Source organism: Streptomyces sp. NBC_00154, from assembly GCF_026342835.1.
Classification (GTDB): Bacteria; Actinomycetota; Actinomycetes; order Streptomycetales; family Streptomycetaceae; genus Streptomyces.
The window spans coordinates 6,124,569-6,140,960 of record NZ_JAPEMI010000001.1 but is presented as its reverse complement, the minus strand read 5'-3'; the positions used below and the strand labels follow the sequence as shown (position 1 = coordinate 6,140,960).

At 69.6% G+C, this 16,392-nt stretch carries 15 protein-coding genes; 9 read left to right on the top strand and 6 right to left on the bottom strand.

The features are described 5' to 3' along the window. Positions 1–6 precede the first annotated feature (6 nt). On the top strand, positions 7–1,158 hold the full coding sequence (locus tag OHA03_RS27590) for an epoxide hydrolase family protein (protein ID WP_267006437.1): 1,152 nt from the start codon (positions 7–9) through the stop codon (positions 1,156–1,158). Between the two features lie 128 nt (positions 1,159–1,286). Here the strand turns inward: OHA03_RS27590 and OHA03_RS27585 are convergent, their stop codons facing one another. Both OHA03_RS27585 and OHA03_RS27580 read right to left on the bottom strand, forming a co-directional pair. Then, positions 1,287–1,514 (bottom strand): hypothetical protein, encoded by a 228-nt coding sequence (locus tag OHA03_RS27585; protein ID WP_267006436.1) that lies wholly within the window; start codon positions 1,512–1,514, stop codon positions 1,287–1,289. 723 nt (positions 1,515–2,237) lie between these two features. After that, the gene (locus OHA03_RS27580) at positions 2,238–2,660 is read right to left on the bottom strand and encodes a secondary thiamine-phosphate synthase enzyme YjbQ (RefSeq protein WP_267006435.1); all 423 of its coding nucleotides are present in this window, start codon (positions 2,658–2,660) and stop codon (positions 2,238–2,240) included. A 92-nt stretch (positions 2,661–2,752) separates the two neighbouring features. Here OHA03_RS27580 and OHA03_RS48020 point away from each other — a divergent pair, with 92 nt between their 5' ends. The 6 genes from OHA03_RS48020 (at position 2,753) to OHA03_RS27555 (ending at position 8,184) form a co-directional block, all read left to right on the top strand. Then, positions 2,753–2,836 carry a putative leader peptide gene (locus OHA03_RS48020; RefSeq protein WP_311307964.1) on the top strand — a complete coding sequence of 28 codons (84 nt, stop codon included), beginning with the start codon at positions 2,753–2,755 and terminating at the stop codon, positions 2,834–2,836. Positions 2,837–3,043: 207 nt separating this feature from the next. After that, positions 3,044–3,928 carry an ABC transporter permease gene (locus OHA03_RS27575; protein WP_267006434.1) on the top strand — a complete coding sequence of 295 codons (885 nt, stop codon included), beginning with the start codon at positions 3,044–3,046 and terminating at the stop codon, positions 3,926–3,928. Next, the gene (locus OHA03_RS27570) at positions 3,901–4,659 is read left to right on the top strand and encodes an ABC transporter ATP-binding protein (protein WP_267006433.1); all 759 of its coding nucleotides are present in this window, start codon (positions 3,901–3,903) and stop codon (positions 4,657–4,659) included. Before OHA03_RS27575 ends, OHA03_RS27570 begins: the two co-directional genes overlap by 28 nt. A gap of 62 nt (positions 4,660–4,721) precedes the next feature. Then, a complete protein-coding gene (locus OHA03_RS27565; protein ID WP_267006432.1) occupies positions 4,722–5,750 on the top strand; it encodes an ABC transporter substrate-binding protein in 1,029 nt (342 codons plus the stop codon). After that, positions 5,747–6,955: an LLM class flavin-dependent oxidoreductase gene (locus OHA03_RS27560; RefSeq protein ID WP_267006431.1), complete on the top strand. Its 1,209-nt coding sequence runs from the start codon at positions 5,747–5,749 to the stop codon at positions 6,953–6,955. The genes OHA03_RS27565 and OHA03_RS27560 overlap by 4 nt, the downstream gene beginning before the upstream one ends. A gap of 38 nt (positions 6,956–6,993) precedes the next feature. Then, entirely contained in the window at positions 6,994–8,184 is a 1,191-nt protein-coding gene (locus OHA03_RS27555) for an NAD(P)-binding domain-containing protein (RefSeq protein WP_267006430.1), read from the top strand. Between the two features lie 39 nt (positions 8,185–8,223). Here OHA03_RS27555 and mltG read toward each other — a convergent pair whose 3' ends face one another. The 3 genes from mltG to OHA03_RS27540 all read right to left on the bottom strand — a co-directional run bounded on the left by mltG (position 8,224) and on the right by OHA03_RS27540 (position 11,913). Further along, positions 8,224–9,075 (bottom strand): endolytic transglycosylase MltG, encoded by an 852-nt coding sequence (mltG, locus tag OHA03_RS27550; protein WP_267006429.1) that lies wholly within the window; start codon positions 9,073–9,075, stop codon positions 8,224–8,226. Positions 9,076–9,430: 355 nt separating this feature from the next. Further along, a complete protein-coding gene (locus OHA03_RS27545) occupies positions 9,431–10,039 on the bottom strand; it encodes a hypothetical protein (RefSeq protein ID WP_267006428.1) in 609 nt (202 codons plus the stop codon). A gap of 68 nt (positions 10,040–10,107) precedes the next feature. Continuing rightward, positions 10,108–11,913: an ABC transporter ATP-binding protein gene (locus OHA03_RS27540; RefSeq protein ID WP_267006427.1), complete on the bottom strand. Its 1,806-nt coding sequence runs from the start codon at positions 11,911–11,913 to the stop codon at positions 10,108–10,110. 117 nt (positions 11,914–12,030) lie between these two features. Here OHA03_RS27540 and OHA03_RS27535 point away from each other — a divergent pair, with 117 nt between their 5' ends. Beyond that, the gene (locus OHA03_RS27535; protein WP_030980048.1) at positions 12,031–12,474 is read left to right on the top strand and encodes a MarR family winged helix-turn-helix transcriptional regulator; all 444 of its coding nucleotides are present in this window, start codon (positions 12,031–12,033) and stop codon (positions 12,472–12,474) included. A 141-nt stretch (positions 12,475–12,615) separates the two neighbouring features. Further along, positions 12,616–15,540, top strand: a complete 2,925-nt coding sequence (locus tag OHA03_RS27530; protein WP_267006426.1) for an FAD-binding and (Fe-S)-binding domain-containing protein — start codon at positions 12,616–12,618, stop codon at positions 15,538–15,540. Between the two features lie 87 nt (positions 15,541–15,627). Here the strand turns inward: OHA03_RS27530 and OHA03_RS27525 are convergent, their stop codons facing one another. Continuing rightward, positions 15,628–16,341 (bottom strand): hypothetical protein, encoded by a 714-nt coding sequence (locus OHA03_RS27525; RefSeq protein WP_267008185.1) that lies wholly within the window; start codon positions 16,339–16,341, stop codon positions 15,628–15,630. Between the last annotated feature and the right edge of the window lie 51 nt (positions 16,342–16,392).

The window sequence follows — 16,392 nt, the reverse complement described above, 5'->3', positions numbered from 1 at the left end:
AACACCGTGCCGACCGCCACCCCCGTCATCAGCGTCAGTGACGCCGACCTGGAGGACCTCCGCGCCCGACTGCGCGCGACCCGGTGGGCCAAGCCCTGGCCCGTCGACGGCTGGGAGGCGGGTACCGCCGCCGCCGAACTCCGCCGCCTCGTCGCGTACTGGGCCTCGGGCTACGACTGGCGGGCCCACGAAGCCGCCGTCAACGCCCTGCCGTCTCACTTCGCCGACATCGACGGCACGCCGGTGCACTACCTCCGATACGACGGCGAGCACCCCGACGCCCTGCCGATCGTGCTCACCCACGGCTGGCCGAGCACCGTCCTGGAACTCACCGCCCTCGCCGAACGCCTGGCCGCCCCCTCCCGCCACGGAGGCGACGCCCGGGACGCCTTCACCGTCATCGTCCCCTCACTGCCAGGCTTCGCCTTCTCCCCCCAGCGGCCCACCCTCGACGGCACCGAGCAGACCCACGACCTCTGGCACCGGCTGATGCACGACCACCTCGGCTTCCCCCGCTACGCGGCCCACGGCGGCGACCTGGGCGCCGGCACCACCTCTCGGCTCGCCGAAGCGCACCCCGAGGCCCTCGTCGGCATCCACCTGCTCGCCGTCGCAGCCCCGGCCGACCATGACCCAGCCTCGTTGTCCTCGGAGGAGCAGACGTACCTCGCCTCCGCCGCGGCCTGGCAGGCGGAGGAGGGCGGCTACATGCACCAGCAGAACACCCGCCCTCTCACCCTCGCCCCCGCCCTGAACGACTCACCCGCCGGACTGCTCTCCTGGATCCTGGAGAAATACCGCGTATGGAGCGACTGCGGAGGCGATCTGTCCACCCGCTTCACCGACGACTTCGTCCTCACCCAGGCGTCCCTCTACTGGTTCACCGGCACCATCTCCACGTCCTTCCGCCCGTACTACGAGTACGCGCACCACCTGACCCGACGAGTACGGCGGGTGGAGGTCCCCACCGCGCTCGCCCAGTTCCCCGCGGACCTCTCCCGACCGCCACGAAGCTGGGCCGAGCGCGCCTACCGGCTCACGCGCCACACGCGCATGCCCCGCGGCGGACACTTCGCCTCCCACGAGGAACCCGCCCTGCTCGCCGACGACATCATCGCGTTCTTCCGCGAGCTCCGACTCCGCCACCCCCGGGCCTGATGGCCCGGGGTTCGAGCCGCTGAAAGGTGGTAGGGAAAGGGACCGCGAGAAAGGCGCCGCCGCCGGTCATCAGCCGATTCGGACGCTCGTGCCCGGGGCCAAACGGTGGTAGCGGGCCGGGACCCCGCTCACCGAGGACACTGCTCACCCCCGCCGACGTCTACGGCACCGACTACCACGCCGCCCACCTGGCCCGGATCACGCCGGGCGACTCCGTCACCGTTGTCGGCGGCGGCGCCGTGGGCCTCCTCGCCGTGCTGTCCGCCAAGCCGCTCGGCGACCAAGGCATCACCAAGGTCCGCGACCTCACCGGCGGCCACGGCACTCGCGCCGTGCTGGAAAGGGCTTTTGACCACACCCTCACCTTGGAACAGACACCCGAGGGATACCGGGCGATGGGCCACCGCGAAGCCCTCAAAGCCCTTCTCAGGCCCCTGACACCCGGGGTGCGGCGGCACCAACGCAACCGCCTCGTGCGCGGGCGCACATCCGCTCCTGGTGTGGCGTCACCGTGCCCCGGGCCTAAGACCTACCGGCACGCAGTGGATCGTATGGACGGAGAGCACCGCGAACAGACATCTGTCGGCGGGCGGGTGCGCTGCGTACGTGTAGTCCCCGACTCGGGCCAGGCGGGCTGCCTCAGCAACCCTCACCACTGCCGTGACGCCTCATCAGAACGAGCGTCATCTGAGCGTCGAGACGGCTTGCGTCGTCCGGGCAAAGGGGCGGCAAGACAATCCCGTCGATCCGGCGCCGACCCCGGAAAGGCCAGGTCGGATGACCTTCACAGGCCAGGGAGACGCCCCACGTCGTGGACCTACGGAAGCATGTCGGCACGACGCGCCCGCAACCTGGGGAATCAGAAAATCAGCAGGTCAGAGGCCCTTTGCTGCGGGCTCAAGAATCGCCACGCACTCCACGTGCGACGTCATCGGGAACAGGTGGACGACGCGGAAGGGAGTTTCCCCTGCGCACGAGGTGGAGCGAAGCTCAGTAACCTGCGGACCGACGGGCAACCGTGCCCACCACTCAGTTGGCGCGGCCGGACTTCCCCTCTACAGTGCCACCGAAGCCACTCGCTAGCCGAAGAAGCTCAACCGGACGTTGCGGTTGGTGTTGCTCCTGTTTGTATCGACCAGGCACACCGACTGCCACGTCCCCAGTTCCAGCCGTCCGCCGATCACCGGCAGAGTGGCGTGTGGCGCGATGAGGGCCGGCAGTACGTGGTCGCGGCCGTGGCCGGGGCTGCCGTGGCGGTGTTGGTAGCGGTCGTCCGCGGGCAGCAGTGTGTGGAGGGTGGCGAGGAGGTCGTCGTCGCTGCCTGCGCCGGTTTCCAGGATGGCGATTCCGGCGGTTGCGTGGGGCACGAAGATATTGAGGAGGCCGTCCCGGCCGACGGCAGCGCGGGTGAGGAATCGTTCGCAGTCGTTCGTCAGGTCGGTGACCGTCTCGGTGTCACCGGTCGTGAGTTGCAGAACGCTGGTGGTGAAGGCATCGGGCATGCTCCCATCTTCCCGCTCCTGGCGCGAGATGGTGCGTCCACGTGCCGAGACGGCATTGACCGGTTCCGAGCTGCGTCGCTACGTTCGGCGACATGTTCCGTTCAGCTCTGCTCACTTCGCGCGGTCACATCGACCTGCTGCGGGTGGCCTCTGCCGCGTGTTGTCGCGGTTGCTGACGTTCCTTCAGCACAATTCCGCAGGTGAACAAGGGTTCATTCGGCCCGCACCTGGCTTGCGCACCCCTCTGTTGCCGTAAGCGCCTCGTCGTACGCCATCTCACCCCGCCCCTGTCGTAGCTCCCGTGCCGTAGCGGGTCCACCGTCGGCGTGCCGGGCTGTCGAGGTGTGCGTTCTCCCCGTCCGTGGACTGCTCGTGGAGCTTTCATGACCCTTGGCCATGCCCTCGCCCCGCCGGATATATCAGAGGAAATCGATACACCCGATCCTCAAACGGCAGTCGAACTCGAGCCCGTCGTGCCGGAGTCCGCCCGCGGCTCACGGCTGCGGTCCGTACCCCGCCCACTGCGGCGAGCCATCGGTCCGGTGCTGCTTCTCGCACTGTGGCAGGTGCTCAGTGCGACGGGTGTCCTGCATCCCGATGTGCTCGCGTCGCCCGGAACCATCGCCCGGGCCGGATCGGATCTGATCGCCGACGGGACCCTGCCGTCGGCAATGGGGATCTCGCTCCAGCGGGTTGCCGTGGGCCTGGTCCTCGGTGGTGTCGTCGGGACCGCGCTGGCGTTGGTGTCCGGACTGTCCCGGCTCGGCGAGGATCTTGTGGACGCGACCGTGCAGATGCTGCGGACCGTCCCCTGGGTAGGGCTGATCCCGTTGTTCATCATCTGGCTGGGGATCGGTGAGGCCCCGAAGGTGGCGCTGATCGCGCTCGGTGTGGCCTTCCATCTCTACCTCAATGTGTACGCCGGCATCCGGGGTGTGGACGAACAACTCGTCGAAGCGGGGCGGTCGTTGGGGCTCGGGCGTTGGGGTCTCATCCGGCATGTGGTGCTGCCTGGCGCCCTCCGCGGGGCCATGACGGGGCTGCGCTATTCGCTCGCCACCGCCTGGCTGGCGCTGGTCTTCGGCGAGTCCGTCAACGCCGACGCCGGGATCGGCTTCCTGATGAACCAGGCCCGGGAGTTCTTCCGTACCGACGTCATCGTCGTGTGCCTGGTCGTCTACGCATTCCTCGGTCTCACCGCCGATGTCATCGTCCGGATACTCGAAAGGCTGCTGCTGCAATGGCGACCGACCTTCACGGGCCAGTGAGCGCCCGGCCCTACGACACCGCCGTGCGGGTGGAGGGACTGACCCGTTCCTTCGACGGGCGGGCCGTCGTCGACGGGCTCGATCTCACCCTGCGCGCCGGGGAGTTCACCGCGCTGCTCGGGCGCAGCGGCTGCGGGAAGTCGACTCTGCTGCGGGTGCTGGCCGGGCTCGACCGCGACATCACGGGCACGGTGCTGGTGCCCAAGCGACGGGCTGTTGCCTTCCAGGCGCCTCGGCTGATGCCGTGGAAGCGGGTCTGGCGCAATGTGCTGCTCGGGTTGCCGGACAAGCCCGACCGGGCCGTGGCCGAGCGGGCGTTGGAGGAGGTCGGGCTCGGCGAGCGAGCCGGGGCCTGGCCCAAGACGCTCTCAGGTGGTGAGGCGCAGCGGGCTTCGCTGGCGCGGGCCCTGGTGCGCGAACCGGATCTGCTGCTGCTCGACGAGCCGTTCGGTGCGCTCGACGCGCTGACCCGGATCAAGGCGCAGCAACTGGTCGCCGAACTCTGGCAGCGGCGCGGCTGCGCGGTGCTGCTCGTCACACATGACGTGGACGAGGCGCTGCTGCTCGCCGACCGTGCGCTGGTGATGCGGGACGGCGCCATCGCATACGGGACGCCCGTTGATCTGGACCGGCCGCGCACCGTGAGCAGTCCCGAGTTCGCCGCGCTGCGCTCCCGGCTGCTGACCGAGCTGGGTGTCGCGGAGCACGCCGCTCCGGCCAAGGCCGCCTGACCAGGCCGACCGCTGACCAGCACACCTTCCCTATGCGTTCGACCTTCGGAAAGAGGCATGTCATGAGACGCCGTACCCTGCCCGCTCTGCTTCTGCCGCTCGCCCTGCTGCTCACCGCCTGCGGTGGTGCCTCGTCCGCATCCACCACGGACAGCACCGACGGCCAGGGCGGCGTGACGCTCAACGTCGGTGACCAGAAAGGAGGTTACGAGGCGATCCTGCGGGCCTCGGGAGAGCTCGACAACCTCGGCTACCGGATCAAATGGTCGACCTTCACCTCCGGGCCGCCACTTCTGGAGGCGGTGAACGCCAAGGCCGTGGACATCGGCGGTGTCGGCAACACACCGCCGGTTTTTGCCGCGGGTTCCGACTCGAAGATCGTGGTGGTGGGCGCCTCCCATGGATCGTCCGCGGGCGAGGCAATCGTGGTGCCGAAGGGCTCCGGGCTGAAGACGCCCGCGCAGCTGAAGGGCAAGTCCATTGCGGTGGCCCAGGGAAGCTCCGCCCACTTCCAGCTCGTCGCCTCGCTGAAGAAGGCGGGGCTGAGCCTCTCGGACGTAAAACTGAACTTCCTTCAGCCGGCCGATGCGCTGGCCGCGTTCAGCCGGGGCAAGGTCGATGCCTGGGCGATCTGGGATCCGTACACCTCGCAGATCCTGCGCAGTGCGCGGGCGCGGGCGCTGACCACGGGCGAGGGGGTCGTCAACGGCCTGAGCTTCCAGGTCGCCTCTCCCGCGGCCCTGAAGGATGCCAAGAAGTCCAAGGCGATCGGTGACCTGCTGGTCCGTCTGGAGCGCGCACAGAGCTGGGTGTTCAAGCATCCGGAGGCGTGGGCGAAGGTCTGGGCGAAGGAGACCGGGCTGCCGTACGCCGTCGCTCTGGACGCCGTGAAGCGCAGTTACGGGACGCGGGTGCCCGTTGCCGTCGACCCGGCGGCGATCGCGTCCGAGCAGGCGATCGCCGACACCTTCGCCGATCTGAAACTCATTCCTCGCCGGTTCACCTTCAAGGACTACGTCGACACCCGGTTCAACCGCGATCTGCCCGCGTCCTCGGCAGCCCCCCGCTCGTACGGAAAGGCCACGTCATGAACGTTCATCTGCACTGGTTCCTGCCCACCGGCGGTGACGGCCGCACACTCGTCGACCGCCACGCGTACACCGACGGCGGGATCAAGCGGGACCGGATCACTCCGGTGAGCGGGGTCCGGGCGCCCGATATCGAGTATCTGGCACAGATCGCCAAGGCGGCCGAGCAACTGGGCTTCGAGGCGGTGCTGACGCCGACCGGCACCTGGTGCGAGGACGCCTGGCTGACGACGGTGGCGCTGGCCCAGCACACCGAGCGGCTGAAGTTCCTGGTTGCCTTCCGGCCGGGCGTGATCTCGCCGGTGCTCGCGGCGCAGATGGCCGCGACGTATCAGCGGATCACCCGGGGCCGGCTGCTGCTCAATGTGGTGACGGGCGGCGACTCGACCGAGCAGCGGCGGTTCGGCGACCATCTGGACCACGACCGGCGTTACGCGCGGACCGCCGAGTTCCTTTCGGTGGTCCGCGGTGTGTGGAGCGGGCAGCCGTACGACTTCGACGGTGAGCACTATCAGGTGGAGGGCGGGCTGACGGCGCTGCCGCCGGACCCGCTGCCGGAGATCTTCTTCGGCGGGTCGTCGGCGGCGGCCGGGCCCGTGGCCGCCGCACACGCCGATGTGTATCTGACCTGGGGCGAGCCGCCGGCGGATGTGAAGCAGAAGATCGACTGGATCCGCGGGCTCGCGGAGGAGCAGGGTCGCGATGTCCGGTTCGGGATCCGGCTGCACACCATCTCGCGCGACTCGGCGAAGGAGGCGTGGGCAACGGCGGACCGACTGCTCGGCGATCTCGATCCGGAGACGATCGCCGCTGCGCAGCAGGCGCTGGGACGGAGCGAGTCGGTGGGACAGCAGCGGATGCTCGCCCTGCACGGCGGCTCGCGCGACAAGCTGGAGATCTCGCCGAACCTCTGGGCGGGTGTCGGTCTGGTGCGGGGCGGTGCGGGCACGGCACTGGTCGGCAGTCACGCGGATGTCGCGGACCGGATCGAGGAGTATCACGCGCTGGGTGTGGAGCACTTCGTGCTCTCCGGCTACCCGCACCTGGAGGAGGCGTACTGGTTCGGTGAGGGGGTCACGCCGGAGCTGGCGGCGCGCGGACTGCTGTCCACCGTTCCGGCTTCGCCGCTGCTGGGGGTACCTGCCGCGAACGGGCGCCCGGCGTCCGCGCCGGGCGGGGCACCGCTGCTGATCGCCGGGGGTCGCTGACCGGGAAGATCCCGGACCCCCGCGCAGTTGGTAGAAGCGTGAACAACTCTGGGGCCGGTGAAGCGCGCGAAGTGGACGTGGTCGTGATCGGCGCCGGACAGGCAGGCCTGTCCGGCGCCTATCATCTACGGCGCTTCGGTCTGGAGCCGGACCGCGACTTCGTCGTGCTCGACCACGCACCCCGGCCGGGCGGCGCATGGCAGTTCCGGTGGCCGTCACTGACATACGGCAAGGTGCACGGGATGCACGCGCTGCCCGGCATGGAACTGACCGGCGCCGATGACAGCCGGGCGTCGTCCGAGGTGATCGGCGAGTACTTCGACGCCTACGAGCGCACCTTCGGCCTGCGGGTTCACCGGCCGGTCGAGGTGAGCGCCGTGCGCGAGGGCGAGGGCGGGCGATTGTCGGTCGAGACATCCGAGGGTACGTACGCCACCCGCACCCTGATCAATGCCACGGGCACCTGGGACCGGCCGTTCTGGCCGCGCTACCCGGGCCAGGAGACCTTCCGGGGCCGCCAGCTGCACACCGCGAACTACCCGGGTCCGCAGGAGTTCGCCGGGCAGCGGGTGATCGTGGTCGGCGGCGGGGCCTCCGGCACGCAGCATCTGATGGAGATCGCCGAGGTGGCGGCAGAGACCTTCTGGGTGACGCGCCGGCCGCCGGTCTTCCGGGAGGGGCCGTTCGGCGAGGATCAGGGGCGGGCCGCCGTGGCCATGGTGGAGGAGCGCGTACGACGGGGGCTGCCGCCGCAGAGTGTGGTGAGCGTGACCGGGCTGCCGCTCACCGACGCCGTCCGGCGGGCCCGCGCGGAGGGGGTGCTCGACCGGTTGCCGATGTTCGACCGGATCACTCCGACCGGGGTGACCTGGGACGACGGCCGGACGGCGGAGGCCGATGTCATCCTCTGGGCGACCGGGTTCCGGGCCGCCATCGACCATCTCGCACCGTTGAAGCTGCGCGAGCCCGGCGGCGGTATCCGGGTCGAGGGCACACAGGCCGTACGGGACGCGCGCATCCACCTCGTCGGGTACGGGCCCTCCGCGAGCACCATCGGGGCCAACCGGGCGGGACGGGCGGCGGTACGCGCGATCACCCGCCTGCTCAAGGCCCCCGAGGACAGGACCACAGCGGACAGGACAGCCGCGGACAGGGTTGTGGAGCGTGGCGGCGAACCCGCGGACAGGGTTGTGGAGCGTGGCGGCGAACCCGCCGCCACGCCGGCGTGACACTGACCCGCGTGCCGCCTCGGGGATGCCGGACGCCCTTCAACTGCCGCTTGCCTCAATCCGGTTGCGGTTGAATTCCTGGACGTTCCGCTGATGCTCGGCATAGCTGTCGGTGAACCGGGTGTCCCCGGGCGCGACGGTCACGAAGTACAGCCATCGGCCCGGCGTCGGCGTGATCGCCGCTTCCATCGCCTGCTCCCCCGGGTTACCGATGGGAGTGGGCGGCAGGCCCTTGTGCTCATAGCTGTTGTACGCGCTGTCGATCTTGGTGTCGTCGGCGGTGGTGTCCAGAGTGCTGCGTTTCAGCGCGTAGTTGAGCATGGAGTCCATCTGGAGCGGCATGCCCCTGGACAGCCGGTTGTAAATGACACGGGACACCTTGCCCATGTCGGCTGTGGTGCCCGCCTCGGCCTGCACGATGCTGGCGATCGTCACGGCCTGGTGGACGGATACATGATTGCGCCTGGCCCCTGCGGCGACGTGGTTCGCGCCGAATCGTTGCCTCGCCGTGTCGACCATGTACGTCAACAGGCTCGTCGGAGTGGTGCCGGAGGTGAGGGGGTACGTCGCCGGGAACAGATAGCCCTCGGGATTGCCCTTCACCTCGGGCGGCAGTGCGAGGTCCGCCGCACCGGCGGCCTTCTCGGTCGTGCCGGGCGGCACACCGAGGGACCTGTCCACGGCCGCGTACACCTGGGAGGCTCGCCGGCCCTCGGGGATGACGAGGGTGCGTGGCGGCGGGCCGACCATCCCCTCCCTGGTCAGTAACAGTACGAGGGCGGCTGCCGCGACACCGAGGACGAGGACGACGCCTGCGAGCAGCACCGGATGCCCGCGCCGGGTCAACCGGCTCCGGTCGTGGCGCCGGGTGTCCGGGGACTCGTTCACCATGCGGGCACGGTATCCGGGCGCCGACGCCCCGGCGCGGACGACACGGTCCCCGCACGGCGCGACAGAACACACGAACAGGGGATCGGATGTTCGCTGGAACGCGTGATCGTATGGCCATTCGTTGCTCAACTCCTCTGCCGCATCAGATGATTACAGAGCGCAAACGACGGGCTGCAGACCGCGACTGCGCAGTCCCACATATGCACCATGTACGAGGAGAAACACCGAATGAACCTCATCACCAACCTGCTCGCCGGCATCGTCCACTTCGTGGGTTGGCTCGTCTGACCATTGCTCCACCCGGCGCCGTCGCTCCCCGTCCCACGGGAGCGGCGGCGCCGTCGTGTGCCCGGCGTCAGCCCCGGCGCCCCGGTCCTACGAAAGCAGGCAACGCGGCGAAGTCGGGTACCGCACCGACCGCTTCCGCGAGCGCGCCGAGGGTGCGGCGGACCCGGGTCAGGGGGTGGTCGGGGAACTCCGCGTCCCACCGTTCGTGGTCCGCTGCATGGAACGGCAGTCCGCCCTGGACGTCGGGGGCGTAGGGGTGCGGCCTGAAGTACTGCTCCACGCCCACCTTCGCGAGCACCACCGCTTCCCGCATTCCCGTCATGCCGCGCTCGGCCGCCTGGATCTTCACCACGGCGCTGCACCCGGCGCGCGGCACGGTGAAACTACCGATGAACGCTTGCCCGTTCGGCCGGCCGGGCAGCGGCAGCTTGAGTATCTGACGCAGCGCGGGCAGCCCGCCCAGGGGCTTCACCGATGCCTCGATCAGCCCGCCGCCCGCCTGTGCTGTGTAGTGGGTGAGGGTGTGCCGTAGCGTCGGCCCGTCGTCGAGCCCGGCCGGCAGATCCGGCGGCAGCTCGAAGAAGTGCACCGACAGGACATCGCCGTCGTCGTTCGCCCATGTGTCGACGTCCACGGGCCGGTATCCGGGGAGTTCCATCCCGATCAGAGCTCTCATGCGCGGGGATCATGCCGTACGGAGAACCGGCGCCGCACCCCCGGGTGGAGTGCGTCCGGAACTCGCGATCAGGTTGCTGCGGGGGCGAGTTGGGTGTCCCGGCGGAGGAGCGCCGCATAGCGGCCGTCCAGCTGGAGCAATTCCTCGTGGCTGCCGCGCTCGGCGGTCCGGCCGCCGTCCAGGACGACGATCTGGTCCGCGTCGCGCACGGTGGAGAGGCGGTGCGCGATCGTGATGGTGGTGCGCCCGGCGGACAGCGTGTCGATCGCCTCCTGCACGGCGAACTCGGTGCGGGTGTCGAGGGCGCTGGTCGCCTCGTCGAGGACGAGGACGGGCGGGTCGCGCAGAATCGTGCGGGCGATGGCCAGGCGCTGTTTCTCGCCGCCCGAGAAACGGTAGCCGCGCTCGCCGACGAGGGTGTCGTAGCCGTCGGGCAGCGAGGCGATGTGGTCGTGGATCTGTGCCGCGCGGGCGGCTGCCTCGATCTCGGCGTCGGTCGCGTCCGGCTTGGCGAAGCGCAGGTTCTCGGCGACCGAGGCGTGGAAGAGGTACGTCTCCTGGGAGACCACGCCGACGGCCCGGGCGAGCGTGTCGAAGTCCAGATCGCGTACATCGACGCCGTCGAGCGTGACCCGGCCGCCGGTGACGTCGTAGAGCCGCGGTACCAGGTAGCTGAGCGTGGACTTGCCGGAGCCGGTGGGTCCGACGACGGCGAGGCTGCCGCCTGCCGGCACGGCGACATCGACACCACTGAGGGTCGGACCGCTCTTCTCGTCGTAGCTGAAGTCGACGTCCTCGAAGCGGATCTCGCCGCGGATCTTCTCCAGCCGCACGGGATTCTCGGGCTCGGTGATGTCCACCTCGAGGTCGAGGTACTCGAAGATCCGCTGGAAGAGCGCGAGGGATGTCTGCATCTGCACTCCGGTGGAGAGCAGGCTCACGGCGGGCCGGAAGAGGCCCTGCTGGAGCGAGACGAAGGCGACGAGCGTGCCGATGGAGACGGCGGGGCCGCCGGACTGCAGGGCGAGGCCCGCGGCCCAGTAGATGACGGCGGGCATGGCGGCCATGACGATGCCGATCGTCGACATCCGCCACCGCCCGGCCATGCTGGAGCGCACTTCGAGGTCGACCAGGCGCTCGGACTCCTCGGCGAAGCCCTCGGTGAGGGAGTCCGCCCGGCCCATGGTCCGGCCGAGCAGGATGCCGCTGACGGAGAGGGACTCGGTGACCGTCGCCGCCATGGCGGCCATCTGCTTCTGGCGCTGGGTGGTGATCTTCTTGCGCTCCCGGCCGACCCGGCGGCTGATCCAGACGAAGACCGGCAGCAGTGCCAGCGAGACCAGGGTGAGCCGCCAGTCGAGCGCCAGCATCGCGACGACAGTGGCGATGACCGCCGTGAGGTTGGAGACCAGCGAGGTGGCGGTGGAGGTGACGGTCGCCTGCATCCCGCCGATGTCGTTGGCGATGCGGGACTGCACCTCGCCCGTGCGGGTCCTGGTGAAGAAGGCGAGGGGCATCCGCTGCAGCTGGGCGTATACCGCCGTGCGCAGGTCGTGCATGACGCGCTGGCCGACCGTGGTCGAGATCAGCGTCTGCAGGACGCCGAAGACGCTGTTCATCACGGCGGTGAGGATCATGCCGAGGGCGAGCAGCGACAGCAGTCCCGTACGCCCTTGGGGGATGGCGGTGTCGAGAATCTCGCGCAGCAGGAACGGCGAGGCCACCGAGACCAGTGACGAGGCGCCGACGAGCAGTCCGACCAGCGTGAGCCGGCCGCGGTACGGGTGGAAGAGGCGGAAGATCCGGCGCAGCTCGGCGGGCGGCTGCGTGCCGTCCCTGGGCGGGGGCGTCCACGTGGGTTCGTCGGGTTTCATGGGCTCCTTCGACAGGCGTGACAGAGGAAGACGGCCGCGGGCAGCAGTCAAACTTTTGAGAGCATAGCTCATTGTTACCTATACTCACAATGAACGGAGTCCTGATATTGTTCCCGCATGGACTCCCCCGACTCCGACGGACTGCTGGCCGAGCAGCTGCTGCGGCTGACCCGCCGGCTGCACCGCATCCAGAGCCGCCAGCTGGAGCCGATAGGCATCACCCCGGCCCAGTTCCGGCTGCTGCGCACGGTCGCCCACTACGACGGACCGCCCCGGATGGCGGATCTGGCGCAGCGCCTGGATGTCGTGCCGCGCGCCGTCACGAGCCTGGTCGATGCGCTGGAGGCGAGCGGCCGGGTGCGCCGCACCCCTGATCCGGACAGCCGACGGGTGGTCCGGATCGAACTCACCGACGAGGGCCGTGCCACGCTCCGGTCGCTGCGCGACGCGCGCCGGGCCGCCGCAGAGGAGATCCTGGCTCCATTGACGGCCGATCAGCGCGAGGTGCTGGGCGGACTGCTGTCCGCTCTCGTCGCCGGAATGCCGGAGCGCCGCTGCTGACCGCACCGATGGTTGCGGGCCCACCGATGTCTGCGAGCCATACCGATCGTCGCATCGATCATGAACCGCGCGTGAGCGGCGCGGATCTTCGCTGGTAGAAAGGTGGGAGTACCGCGTCGATCCGCCGAGGGGACCATCGCCATGCCGCTGCTGGAGCCGAAGCCCGAAGCCCTCCGTCCCGGTGCGGCGCGCTCCGCGTCCCACGATCGGGTCCTCGACGGCCGGGCGGCGGGCACACCCGAACCGCTGCGCGGCGAGCTGACCGAGCTGCTGGGGCCGGAGAAGGTGTTGTGGAAGATCTCCGACCTGGTGAAGTACGCCTCCGATGCCAGCCCTTACCGGTTCGTCCCGCAGGTCGTCGTGGTCCCCGAAGACATCGACGACATCTCGGCGATCCTGTCGTACGCGCACGGCAAGGGTCGCGAAGTCGTCTTCCGGGCCGCCGGCACCAGTCTGAACGGCCAGGCGCAGGGCGAGGACATCCTTGTCGACGTCCGCCATCACTGGACGGGCATCGAAGTCCTGGACGACGGCGCGCAGGCCCGTATCCGCCCCGGGACCACGGTCATGCGCGCCAATGCCACCCTCGCCCGTTACGGCAGGCTGCTGGGCCCCGACCCGGCCAGCGCCATCGCGTGCACGATCGGCGGGGTCGTCGCCAACAACGCCTCCGGGATGACCGCCGGCACCACCCGTAATTCGTACCGCACCGTTTCCTCGCTCACCTTTGTGCTGCCGAGCGGCACGGTCGTCGACACAGCCGATCCGGCGGCGGACGAGCTGCTGGCGCATGCCGAGCCGCGGCTGTGCGAGGGGCTGCTGGCCCTCAAGGCGGAGATCGAGGCGGATGCGGAGCTCACTGCCCGGATCCGCGCCAAGTACGAGATCAAGAACACCAACGGGTATCGGCTCGACGCCTTCCTGGACGGCTCGACGCCCGTACAGATCCTGCGCGGGCTGATGGTCGGCTCGGAAGGCACCTTCGGGTTCATCTCCGAGGTCATCTTCGACACCCTGCCGCTGGACCGGAAGGTCTCCAGCGCGCTGCTCTTCTTCCCCTCGCTGACCGCCGCGGCGGCTGCCGTGCCCCGCTTCAATGAGGCGGGGGCGATCGCCGTCGAGCTGATGGACGGCAATACGCTGCGCGCCTCGGTGAGCGTCCAGGGCGTGCCGGCCGACTGGGCCGAACTGCCCAAGGAGACCGCGGCGCTGCTGGTGGAGTTCCGGGCTCCGGACGAGCCGGGGCAGGAGGCGTACGAGCGTGCGGCGGCCGCGGCCGTCGAGGGGCTGGATCTTGTCGCACCGGTCGCCTCGGTGACCAATGAGTTCACCCGCGAGGCCAAGGCCATCTCCGGTTACTGGAAGGCCCGCAAAGCCTTCGTCACCGCAGTCGGCGGCTCCCGCCCGTCGGGTACGACGCTGATCACGGAGGACTTCGCGGTCCCGCCGTCGTTGCTCGCCGACGCCTGCGAATCCCTCCTCCGGCTCCAGGCGGAGCACGGCTTCGAGGCCGCCGTCGCGGGTCACGCCGCACACGGCAATCTGCACTTCCTGCTCGCCTTCGACGCGGCGAAGCAGTCCGACGTCGACCGGTACGCCGCGTTCATGGACGACTTCTGCCGACTGACCGTGGAGCGCTTCGACGGCTCGCTCAAGGCGGAGCACGCCACCGGCCGCAACATCGCTCCGTTCCTGGAGCTGGAGTGGGGCCCCAAGGCGACCGAGCTGATGTGGCGCACGAAGCAGGTCATCGACCCCGACGGGGTACTGGCGCCCCGGATCGTCCTCGACCGCGACCCGAAGGCGCATCTGCGCGGACTGAAGACCATCCCCGAGGTCGAGCTGATCGCCGATCCGTGCATCGAATGCGGATTCTGCGAACCGACCTGTCCCAGCGAGGACTTGACCACCACTCCGCGCCAGCGGATCGTGCTGCGCCGGGAGATGATGCGGCAGCCGAACGATTCGCCGGTGGAGACCGCACTGCTCGACGCGTACGGGTACGACGCCGTCGACACCTGCGCGGGCGACTCCACCTGCAAGCTCGCCTGCCCGGTCGGCATCGACACCGGCGCCATGATGAAGGACTTCCGCCACCAGCGGCACTCGCCGCGCGAGGAGCGGATCGCGGCGCTCACGGCGAAGAACTTCAAGGCGGTGGAGGCCTCGGCGCGACTGGCGGTCGCCGCAGCTGACAGGATCGGCGACCGGCTGCTGGAGACCGTCACCGGGCTCGCCCGCAAGGCCGTACGCCCCGATCTGGTACCCGAGTGGCTTCCGGAGATCCCCGGCGCCGCCGCTCGCAAACTGCCCCGCACCTCGCGGGTCGGAGCGAGCGCCGTCTACTACCCGGCCTGCGTGAACCGGATCTTCGGCGGCCCCGACGGCCATCGCGGCCCTTCGCTGCCGCAGGCCGTCGTCTCCGTCTCGGCCCGTGCCGGAAAGCCGGTGTGGATCCCGGAGGATGTCGCGGGAACCTGCTGCGCGACGATCTGGCACTCCAAGGGGTACGACGAGGGCAATGCGGTGATGGCAAACCGCATCGTCGAGGCCGCCTGGGGCTGGACGGCGGGCGGCAAGCTTCCGCTGGTCGTCGACGCCTCGTCGTGCACGCTGGGTATCGCCCATGAGGTGGTGCCGTATCTCACCGAGGACAACCGGGAGCTGCACCGGGAGCTGACCGTCGTCGACTCCCTCGTCTGGGCGGCCGACGAGCTGCTGCCGGAGCTGACGATCCTGCGCAGGACCGGTTCGGCGGTCCTGCATCCGACGTGTTCGATGCAGCACCTGGGTGACGTGGAGCAGTTGCGTACGGTCGCCGAGGCGTGCGCGGAGGAGGTCGTCGTCCCGGACGACGCCGGGTGCTGCGCGTTCGCGGGCGACCGCGGGATGCTGCACAAGGAGCTGACGGCGTCGGCGACGGCGAAGGAGGCCGCCGAGGTGAACTCCCGCGAGTACGACGCGTATCTCTCCGCCAACCGGATGTGCGAGATCGGCATGGACCGGGCCACGGGGCGCGACTACCACTCGGTCCTGATGGAGCTGGAGCGGGCGACGCGGCCCTGACGCGTCCCCGGACGACCGCGTACATGCCCACGCCCACGGCGATCCGCACCCTCTCGCAGGAGTGGCCGGGCGAGAGGGGTGGCGTGATCAGGCCGCCCGGAGCGTGGCCTTGTCGCCCATCACCACGACCGGGTGCTGCTTCGGGTCGAGGGTGCGCAGCAGCAGCTGCATGGCCGATTTGGGCAGGCTCACACAGGCCGACGTACCGCTGCCGTGGTCCATGTGGAGCCAGATGCTGCCACCCTTCGACTGTCCCAGCGGGCGCGTGGGGTCGTTGGGCGCAGTGCCCTTGACGCGGTTGTAGTCGATGGCGATGACGTAGTCGAAGTCGTGCCAGTACGGCTTCGACCAGTAGCGCGGTGCCTGGATCGACGCCGACTGTGTGTACGGGAGGAGGGCGCCCGGGTCGGCCAGGGCACCGCCCGCGTCGGTCAGTGTGAATACGCCGACCGGACTGCGCTTGTCGTCCTCGTGATGGTCGGTGGTCCAGCCCTTCCTGCCGTTGTGGGCCTTCCAGCTGCCGGTGGTGTCCCAGGTGGCGCCGTGCTTCGTGTACAGCACGACGGTGGAGTCGGCCGAGTTCTTGCCCACGCCGTAGACCGCGACGACCTGACTCGAGTTCTCGGGTATCTGCGCGTACAGCCGGTCGCCCACGTCGGGAATGCGCTTCAGGTCGGCGGTCGGCGCCTTCCGGTTCGTCGCGCTGCCGGATTTCGTGTCGTCCTGCTGCCCCGCGTGCGAGCTGCCGCACGCGGTCAGAGGAGTGAGCATGAGACCGCAGGCCGCTGCCGCGACAGCCATTCGTACCGGACGGGTTATTCGCATCCGCCCATATTCGCACCATGGTCGAGC